The organism is Bordetella tumbae, from assembly GCF_965139195.1.
Lineage (GTDB): Bacteria > Pseudomonadota > Gammaproteobacteria > Burkholderiales > Burkholderiaceae_B > Bordetella_A > Bordetella_A tumbae.
On record NZ_CBCSJH010000006.1, the window covers coordinates 206,324 to 215,559 of the forward strand.

Sequence of the window (9,236 nt, forward strand, 5' to 3'; positions counted from 1 at the left end):
ACGCCGGGGAGAAAAAGGAAAAGCATCAAGGGAATAGCTGCAGCAGGATCAGGCCTCGATGACCCGCTCATCACGCAAACGCCGCAGGGCTTCCAACCCATAATGGGCGTTCACCAATCCGGCATACACAGGCAATATGATCCAGGCCGGAGGCAGCAGATTCAGCAACGCGCAAATCAGGCCTATCGTCCAGAACCCGAGGTTGTGACGCTCGAGCAAAATGCGGCGCTCTTGGGGGCTGGCGTGCTCCACAATCGCGTCGACCCGCATCATGCGCGAGAACGCAAAAGCCCACCAGAACACCGACAGCACCACCCCCACAGGAGGAATCAACCAAAATGGCAACGTCAGCAACCAGCCTGCCGCAAACACGCAGCTGACCCAGATAGCGTTCCACACGCTATACGCGGTGGCATTGCGGCCCTGGCGAGAGACCCCCACGTACTCGCGTGCACTCACGTGCCGCAGCACCAGCGGCATCACAAAGATCGCCGCGATGGCCAAGCCTAAAATCCCGGAGACCGGCAGCAAAATCACGACCGCAATAACCGGGACCAGATACAGCTTGAGTGAAAACAGGCCGATACCGATCAACCAGGCATCCGCATCGTTAATAAACTGCCATTGCGACGCCTGCATATCCAGCCAGTCAGTCAGCGGCGTCCAAAACAGCCACAACAGCAGCAAGGCCCCCAACAAGGCGATCAAAAAAGGCAGCAGTATCGCGAACAGCATATTGGGATGGCATTGCGATACCAGGGCGCGTTTGAACGCCTGGGCAACCCCTGCGGTGCCTACGGCGGCAGTACGAACAGAAGACGAGACAGCAGACTCGGGGCGAGGAGGAATCATGTCGCGAACCCGTTAAATAAACATGCCGGGTATCATAGTCTCAAACACGCTTCGCTTTCATTGCCATGCCTTTGCTCGTACCCGGACCCGACACCCCTGCCCTGCGCACTGCCCTGCAATCAGGCACAGACGAGACCTGGCTCATCGCCTGTTTCTGTGCCGCCTGGTGCGACACCTGCACGCAATACCGCCCCAAGCTGGCCGCCCTGTCCGACAGCCAGCCCGAGCGTATCTACGCCTGGATCGACATCGAGGACCATCCCGACCTGCTAGGCGACGAAGATGTCGAAAACTTCCCCACGCTGCTAGTACAACGAGGATCACGAACCTTGTTCTACGGCCCCATGCTGCCGCACATCGGCCACCTGGAACGCCTGCTAGAAAGCCTCACACCCGACAGCCCGACGGTACCCACGCAATTACCCGACGTAATAGCGTTATTGCGGGAATAGCTAAGAACGGACCAAGAGCAAACGCGTGCCTCCCTAAAGACGGATGCATGCCACTAATGCGAGTCCCAGCCGGGTGCCAGAAGGCCGCACCGGCCCGTTGAGGCGCGATCCCAGCCCGCGCAGCGGGCCGAGGCCCCTGCTCATGGGCCGAGTCGCGNNGATAGGNCCGGTGCGGCCTTCTGGCACCCGGCTGGGACGTCTAAATAGAGACACCGACGGCGAGCAAACACCCAGCTACCGCCAGGCAAGAACACCTAAACAGCAACATATCGACGGCAAGCAAAGTAGAAAACCCGCCGGCCGCCAATACAGCAGCAATCAGGCAGCGCCGTTATCGTCAGCCTTGCGCCCACCGCCCCCCAACAGCACACCCACTTGACGTTTCGGCGTGTTGGTTCGCGATTCAGACTTTGACTCTCCCGCCTGTAAAGGCGCCGCCGAAGGCTGATAGGGCTTGTAGAAGAAATCGTCGACCGGTTGACGCGGCGACGTATAGGAAGAGGACGAGGAATTCCCACGACGATCGCGACTGCGGGGATGGCTGTCGCGCGTGTGGCTCCGTACCACCAGTTCCTGAGGAACATCGAGCTTGCCTCGAGGCACCTGACGTTTGGTCAGTTTTTCGATGTCCTGCAAATAACGCACCTCATCCGGCGTGAACAAGGCAATAGCCTCGCCCGAGGCGCCCGCACGGCCCGTACGGCCGATACGGTGTACATAATCCTCGGCATTGTGCGGCAGGTCATAGTTGATGACGCAGGGAACCCCCGCCACATCCAGGCCACGCGCAGCCACGTCCGTCGCCACGAGAACCTCGAGCTCACCGGATTTAAAGGCCTCAAGGGCCTTCATGCGATCAGCCTGGCTCTTGTCGCCATGGATAGACTCGGCACGCACACCGTCGCGTTCCAACTCGCGGGCCAAGCGAGCCGTGCCGATCTTGGTATTCGAAAACACGATGACCTGCTTCAGGCCACGCGATTTGACCAGATGCACCACCGCAGCGCGCTTGGCGTCACTGGGCATCTCGTAGGCAATCTGGGTCACAGTGTCGGCCGTGGCATTACGCGCCGCAACCTCGATTTCGACCGGCTGATTCAGATAAGACCGACCCAGCTTGCGGATTTCGTTGCTGAAAGTCGCCGAAAACAGCAGGCCCTGCCGCTGCGCGGGCAGCAAACGGACGATGCGGTCCAGATCCGGCAAAAAGCCCATGTCCAACATGCGGTCCGCTTCGTCCAGGACCAGAATGCCGACTTGGCTGAGATTGACGGTTTTTTGCTCGACGTGATCCAGCAAGCGGCCCGGCGTCGCGACCAGCACCTCGCAACCGCGGCGCAGCGCGTCTTTTTGAGGCCCGATATCGACGCCTCCAAAAACGACCGCTGAACGCAACGGCGTGTGCTTGCTGTACCGTTTGACACTCTCGTAGACCTGGTCGGCCAGCTCGCGGGTGGGGGCCAAAATCAGAGCTCTGACAGGGTGGCGCGCCGGCGAAGCACTGGTATTGGCCAGCGGCATCAGGCGGTGCAAAATCGGCAGCGTGAACGCCGCGGTCTTGCCCGTACCGGTCTGGGCCGCCCCCATGACATCGCGTCCAGCAATGACGGCCGGCAACGCCTGGGCCTGAATCGGCGTAGGCGTGGTGTATCCGGTGTCGGCAACTGACTGAAGCAGTTGGGGATGCAGCCCGAACTCGGCAAAAGTCGGGATAGAAGCGTCGGAGGTAGGGGCTGCGGAATGGGTAGAGTCAGTCATCAGGATGGGCAGATGCCGGGGCTACAAAAAAGAACAAAACGAGAGGTGCTGCTATGCCCGGATTGCTGTGGATAACTTTATTTTAGCGCAACCGAGCATACTACCAGACATTAATGCCCATATCGGAGCCATGCACGCCCGTATCGCCTCAGCCGGCAAGCCAGCGCAAGCCCCACAAGGTGACCATCCCGGCCACGATGACCAGCACCGCGCTGCGGCTGCGCAGGAAAACGATGATGCCTACCATCGCGGCCACCAGCCTATAGTCAAAAGCCGGGCCGGTATCGGCCTTCCAGGGCAGCAAATCGGGGACGAGAATGGCCGTCAATGCAGCCGCCGGCGCATAGCGCAACGCGCGCCGCACCCCATCCGGCAAGGGAATGTAATCGCCGAACAGCATGAAGCCCGCCCGGGTCAGCACGCTGCAAAACGCCAACAACAAAATGGCGGAATACACGTAAATATCGGACGGCCAGAAGGTCATGCTCGCCCCTTTTGGACAAACCGCTCAGCCAGCATGCCGGCCACGATTCCACAGATCACCGCGGCAGCCAAACCCAGGCGCAACGGGAACAACTGCCCCACCCAGGCCACCAATCCCGCCGCCAGCATCGAGATCAGCATCGGCTTGGAGTTCGCCAAAGGAATCGTAATCGCCAGCAGCGCCAACACCGCCGCGAAATCGAGCGACCAGTTTGAGGGCACCATGCCGCCCAGATAGATACCGACGATGGACGATGATTGCCACACGATCCAGCCCGGCACAATCGTGCCGAGGAAAAACCAGAGCTGTTCACGTGTGCCGCGCTCGGCAGCGTCGCCATAGCGAGGCATGAACAGCACAAACCCCATATCGGTCGTGAAATATCCCAAACCCAACCGCCGTGGCCAGGACAAGTGCCGGAAATACGGGTGCAAAGCGGCGCCGAAAATAATAAAGCGCAAATTCACCACGCAGCCTGCCATGAAAATCAGCCACAAAGGGGCGCCGGCGGCGATCAGCGGCAAAGACGTCAGTTGCGCCGATCCAGCATATAACAGCAGCGTCATGGCCAGGGCCATGGACTCGGTCAAGCCGGATTTCACCATGGCGACGCCTGTCACCATCCCCCACGTGCCCGTGGCGATCAGCGCCGGGACGATGGCCCGTATCCCTTGGCGGAACGCCGTAATGCGCTCCTGCCTGATCTGTCGAAGATCGTTGGCGGAATCAACAGGCACTGCGTGCCCCCCGGCGAATGGAACTGAACGGCATGGAACTCATCAAAGACAAACTCACGCACGCCAGCCTGTGCGGCGCGACGCCAAGTTGCAGGCAGCAACAAGCTTGGCACTGAAACGCGGCATTGTACCTCTGCTGCTTGATACAATAGGCGCCACTTGAAAGGGGAACACCATGTCGATGGCAGATCGCGACGGTTTCATCTGGTACGACGGCAAACTTGTCGCGTGGCGTGACGCCACGGCACAGGTTCTGACGCGTTCCCTGCATTACGGCGGACGCGATCCCCACCATGCGCACGGGCTGACTCCAGTCTGAAGCCTCACACCTTTAGCATCTCTTTTTTTCAGGAAAAACAATGACCGCTGCCGCCCCTGCCGCCGCGCCTGCACACGAAACCATCGAAGTCGGAGCCGAAGACCTGCCCGTCTATTGCCCCGGCCCGAAAGCCCCGCTCTGGAGCATGCATCCTCGCGTTTTCCTCGATGTGACGCACACCGGCTCGGCTCGCTGTGCGTACTGTGGCGCCGAGTACCGGCTCAAGCCCGGTACGGTCGTCCACGGTCACTGAGTTCCCACCGCCCTCACCTGCCAGTCCAACCACCGCCCCCATGTTCGCCACGCCAGAAGAAGCCGAACAAGCGTTCTACGAAGCGCTCGAGCAAGCCGATACCGCCCGCCTCATGCAGATCTGGGCGGACGACGAAGAAATCATCTGTATTCATCCAGGTGGCTTGCGTGCGGTCGGCCATACGGCCGTGCATGATTCCTGGCAACAGACATTGGCTGCCGGGCCCCTGCATATCCGGCCGCTGCGGCCCCAGATCATGCAAAGCATGATGTGTTCGGTACATACGTTAGTGGAGCAGGTGTCGGTCCGCACGCGCGGGGGCACGCAATACGCTCACTGCTACGCCACCAACATCTATCACAAAGGCCCAACCGGTTGGCGCATGGTCGTGCACCATGCCTCGCCGGCGCCCGCCGATGCAGGGGTACTGGATCTGCACGACGTACCCGACCGACTGCATTAAGGCGGATAGTTCGCGTGTCCATTGCCCGACTCGACACCTCGCCCTGCCCAGTTCCGGCCTGGTTGCCTGACCGCCATAGTCAGACGATCTATGCGGCACTGCTCGCACAACACCACAGCATTGCCTTTGTCAGGCAGCGTGTAGACACGCCCGATACCGACTTTATCGATATTGACTGGACCGGCCCGGGGCTATTTCCCCATAAGAGCGCAGACGGTCAACCCATCGCCAATGCCGCGCCCGTGGTGCCGGGCAAGACCGCAGCTGCGCGCTGGATGACGGACGCAGATTGGCGGTCTTTGCCGCAAACGCCCGACACGCCGGCGTTACTGTTGTTTCACGGGCTGGAGGGCGGCAGCACCAGCCGCTACGCACAATCCATTGCGCATCATTTCCGGGCGCGGGGCTGGATCGTGGCCATTGCGCATTTTCGGGGTTGCTCCGGCACACCGAACCGCTTGGCACGGGCCTATTATTCAGGGGATTCGGCCGAAGTCGGTTTCATGCTGGACACGGTCCGCGCGCGCATTCCGCATGCGCGCTGGCACGCTGTCGGGGTATCGCTGGGGGGCAATGCCCTATTGAAATTTCTGGGCGAGCAGCAAGACCAGGTATCCTGGCTCGCGGCGTGTGCTGGCGTCTCGGTCCCGCTGGATCTGGTCGCGGGCGGCACTGCCTTGTCCCGCGGCATGTTCAACCGCCGGGTCTATAGCGCCTATTTTCTCAAGACCATGAAACACAAGGTCCTGGAAAAGGCCAGGCGCTTTCCAGGCGCCATCGACGTCATGCGTATCGCACATGCGCGCGATTTGCGCGATTTCGATGACGCGTACACGGCACCCATGCATGGGTTTCGCAATGCCCTGGATTATTGGACTCGCGCCTCCAGCAAGCCTTGGCTGGCCAGTATTGCCGTTCCCACTTTGGTATTGAACGCGCGCAATGATCCTTTCCTGCCGGAAAGTGCGCTGCCTATGCCCCGTGAATGCTCGAATCAGGTGTTGTTGCATCAACCCGCCGAAGGCGGCCATGCCGGCTTTCCGACGGGCGCCTTTCCGGCACACCTGGGATGGCTGCCGCAACGGCTGGGACGTTTTTTTGAAACGGGGCAGTGAGTTCACCCAAGCGGAATCGAATTTTCTAAACTATCGATTCCCCTCGGGACTATCAGACACGCCCCGCGCAATCAGCTCTTGAATCGCTCCAGCAGATCGCGCTCTTCGGCCAAGCGATCCTTGACCTCTCGAATCTGTACATCGATTTGCGATTGCTCGTAGAAATCCTTGGACATGCCACGGGCCTGTTGCAGTTGAGACTCGGCCGAGGCGTAGGCCCCGGTCAACACATAGTATCGGGCCATATCGCGGCGCGCCTGCACAGGTTGGCCGTTGCGTTCCTCGCTGTATGCCAACATCTGATACAGGCCAGGCTCGTCATCGCCCCACTGATTGATGCGTTGGCGCAAATAGGCCTGCGCATCCGCATGGCGGCCCGCCCCCTGCAATGCCTGGGCGTAGGCGATGCCTAGCGCGCGTTGTTGCGGCCAACGTTTGACGGCGGCAGACGCCAGTTGCAAGGCTTGCGCATTGTCTTTCTTGGCCGCGGCGAGGTCGATACCGAGCCGCGCCAGCTGCGGCGCGCTGCGCCCGCCGGCTTCGGCCTGATTGAGAAAATTCTGGGCGTCATCCAGGTTATTACGCTGAAACGCCTGCATGGCCAGACCATAATTCGCCGCCGACTGCCTCACACCGGTCAGTCTGGTGGCCTCATCCTGCAAGACTTGATTCGCCGTGCGCAAACTGACTGCATCACGTCCCTGGATCACCCGCATCTTTGCCCGGATGTACCAGTAATCATCACTATCCGCGTAGTTTTCGGAGGGCACGCTGCGAGCCCGATTCTGTACGTCGGACATCCGCTCGATCGACAAGGGGTGGGTACTGGCCCAGGCACCGCCGCCCATGCCTTCATTCAAGCGGGAGGCGCCCATCAGGCGCGAAAACATGCGCACCATGCCCTGGGGGTCGTAACCTGCCTTGGTCAGCATGACAAATCCCGCCCGATCGGCCTCGCGCTCCGCATCGCGCGAAAAACCCAGCTGTTGATTGATCGCAGCGGCCTGCCCGAATGCGGCTACCCCCATGGCCAGGTTACCGCCTCCGCCGGCCAGCGCAGCCAGTAATGCCGCGGCCAGGCTGGCCATCATGACGACACCACTCTGGTTCTGCTGCGTCATGCCGCGCGCAATATGGCGCTGTACGACGTGTCCGATTTCGTGGGCCAGCACCGACGCCAGTTCGGCCTCGCTGGTAGACTCGACAATCAGGCCGCTGTTGACGCCGATGAACCCGCCAGGCATGGCAAATGCGTTGATTTGAGGGTCTCGCACGCCAAACATTTCGACGTCAGGCACTGCCCCAGGGGCAAAGGACGCCAGCTTGCGCCCCATGGTCGTCAGATATTGAGTGACCTCGGGATCATTGATATAGGTAGGATCGCGCCGGCCCTGCGCCATGATCGCCTCGCCGAGCTGGCGCTCCAGCGCGGGCGACAAGTCTGCCGACGACGCCGCGCCCATGGAGGGCAGACCCACAGGCTGAGCGACGGCAGGCGCAAAAGGCACGGCCAAGCTCAGGCTGAGGGCGCCGGCCAGGCAGCGCTTCACAATTGATGTCGAAATTATCGAATAGCTGCGGTTCATGGCAATATGATAGCGATCGCCAGCAAAAGTTTTGGCAGATCATTTAATTTTCTATTGAGGTTCTCTCTCATGCGCCCGATTCGCAAGGCCGTATTCCCAGTTGCGGGAATGGGTACGCGTTTTCTGCCGGCCACCAAGGCAATGCCCAAAGAAATGTTGCCTGTCGTCGACAAACCATTGATTCAGTACGCTGTAGAAGAAGCATTGGCCGCGGGAATCACAGATTTGATTTTCGTTACAGGCCGCAATAAACGCGCGATCGAAGACCATTTCGATTCGGCTCCCGAGCTGGAGACCGCGCTGGAGCGCAAGGGTAAAGACGAGCTGCTGGACACGGTGCGAGGTATTTTGCCGGCCCATATCAACTGCCTCTATATCCGCCAATCGGCGCCGCTGGGCCTGGGTCATGCGGTGCTTACGGCCGCGCCGGCGGTGGGCAATGAGCCTTTTGCGGTACTACTGGCCGACGACCTGATCGATGCGGAGACGCCGGTTTTGAAGCAGCTCATCGACACGGCCTATGCCCAGAATGCCAGTGTGGTGGCTGTGCAGGATGTTCCTCGGTCAGAGACCAGCAGATATGGCATCGTGGAGACCCATATGCGGGGTCACCGCACGGCTCGGATTACGCGCATTGTCGAGAAGCCCACGCCGGAGGAGGCGCCATCGACGCTTGCGGTGGTGGGGCGCTATGTGCTCGAGGCGGAGATCTTTGCTCATCTCAGGGCGACGCAGGCTGGTGCAAATAATGAAATTCAGCTGACTGATGGTATTGCGTCAATGCTGAGCGAGTCTCCGGTCTGGGCGCATCGATATGAAGGGCAGCGGTATGACTGCGGGAGCAAGGCGGGGATGTTTCAGGCTACGGTGGCGTTGGGGCGGAAGTATCATGGGTTGACGGGGGAATAGCAGTCCCCTTCTGCCGGTGAGTTGGCTGATTGAGGGGGATTGTTTGGGCTTTTGCTTGCCGGGAGTGCCTCTGTTAGGGGATTTTCTGCTTCTGCTTCTGCTTGCCGAGAGCGTCTCTGTTAAGACGTTCCTGCCGGGTGCCTGAAAGCCATGCCGGCCCTATCGCAGCGGCTCGGCGCNAGACCAGGCGCCGAGGTCCCCTTCGGGGACTGCCCGCCGCTCAACGGGCCGGCGCAGCCTACGCACGCGGCACACCGGCTCACAAGGAAGGCAGGCCACGGATGCTCGTTGGCTGAGGGCATTAGTGG

The 9,236-nt window shown here is 60.6% G+C and carries 10 protein-coding genes and 1 pseudogene; 6 read left to right on the plus strand and 5 right to left on the minus strand.

Features of this window, described 5'->3' with window-relative positions; translation table 11 throughout:
- Positions 1-48 precede the first annotated feature (48 nt).
- Complete coding sequence (locus tag ACNA0J_RS10185; protein WP_415818744.1) at positions 49-852, minus strand: EI24 domain-containing protein; 804 nt, start codon at positions 850-852, stop codon at positions 49-51.
- A gap of 65 nt (positions 853-917) precedes the next feature.
- On the opposite strand from ACNA0J_RS10185, the gene ACNA0J_RS10190 reads away from it, so the two are divergent.
- The gene (locus ACNA0J_RS10190) at positions 918-1,304 is read left to right on the plus strand and encodes a thioredoxin family protein (protein WP_415818746.1); all 387 of its coding nucleotides are present in this window, start codon (positions 918-920) and stop codon (positions 1,302-1,304) included.
- Between the two features lie 318 nt (positions 1,305-1,622).
- Here the strand turns inward: ACNA0J_RS10190 and ACNA0J_RS10195 are convergent, their stop codons facing one another.
- The 3 genes from ACNA0J_RS10195 to ACNA0J_RS10205 form a co-directional block, all read right to left on the minus strand.
- A complete protein-coding gene (locus tag ACNA0J_RS10195) occupies positions 1,623-3,062 on the minus strand; it encodes a DEAD/DEAH box helicase (RefSeq protein WP_415818748.1) in 1,440 nt (479 codons plus the stop codon).
- Positions 3,063-3,210: 148 nt separating this feature from the next.
- Positions 3,211-3,546, minus strand: coding sequence for an AzlD domain-containing protein (locus ACNA0J_RS10200; protein ID WP_415818750.1), 336 nt, complete (start codon positions 3,544-3,546; stop codon positions 3,211-3,213).
- Positions 3,543-4,250 (minus strand): AzlC family ABC transporter permease, encoded by a 708-nt coding sequence (locus ACNA0J_RS10205; protein ID WP_415818758.1) that lies wholly within the window; start codon positions 4,248-4,250, stop codon positions 3,543-3,545. The genes ACNA0J_RS10200 and ACNA0J_RS10205 overlap by 4 nt, the downstream gene beginning before the upstream one ends.
- 208 nt (positions 4,251-4,458) lie before the next feature.
- Between ACNA0J_RS10205 and ACNA0J_RS10210 the strand changes: the two are divergent.
- The 4 genes and pseudogenes from ACNA0J_RS10210 to ACNA0J_RS10225 all read left to right on the plus strand — a co-directional run.
- A pseudogene (locus ACNA0J_RS10210) lies at positions 4,459-4,560 on the plus strand (branched chain amino acid aminotransferase); the annotation flags it as partial.
- A gap of 82 nt (positions 4,561-4,642) precedes the next feature.
- Positions 4,643-4,855 (plus strand): zinc-finger domain-containing protein, encoded by a 213-nt coding sequence (locus ACNA0J_RS10215; RefSeq protein ID WP_415818751.1) that lies wholly within the window; start codon positions 4,643-4,645, stop codon positions 4,853-4,855.
- 40 nt (positions 4,856-4,895) lie between these two features.
- On the plus strand, positions 4,896-5,318 hold the full coding sequence (locus tag ACNA0J_RS10220) for a YybH family protein (RefSeq protein WP_415818752.1): 423 nt from the start codon (positions 4,896-4,898) through the stop codon (positions 5,316-5,318).
- A gap of 14 nt (positions 5,319-5,332) precedes the next feature.
- Entirely contained in the window at positions 5,333-6,433 is a 1,101-nt protein-coding gene (locus ACNA0J_RS10225) for a YheT family hydrolase (protein WP_415818753.1), read from the plus strand.
- Between the two features lie 71 nt (positions 6,434-6,504).
- On the opposite strand, the gene ACNA0J_RS10230 is transcribed toward ACNA0J_RS10225, so the two are convergent.
- Complete coding sequence (locus tag ACNA0J_RS10230; protein ID WP_415818754.1) at positions 6,505-8,019, minus strand: M48 family metalloprotease; 1,515 nt, start codon at positions 8,017-8,019, stop codon at positions 6,505-6,507.
- 69 nt (positions 8,020-8,088) lie between these two features.
- Here ACNA0J_RS10230 and galU point away from each other — a divergent pair, with 69 nt between their 5' ends.
- Positions 8,089-8,928 carry a UTP--glucose-1-phosphate uridylyltransferase GalU gene (gene galU, locus ACNA0J_RS10235; protein ID WP_415818755.1) on the plus strand — a complete coding sequence of 280 codons (840 nt, stop codon included), beginning with the start codon at positions 8,089-8,091 and terminating at the stop codon, positions 8,926-8,928.
- Positions 8,929-9,236 lie beyond the last annotated feature (308 nt).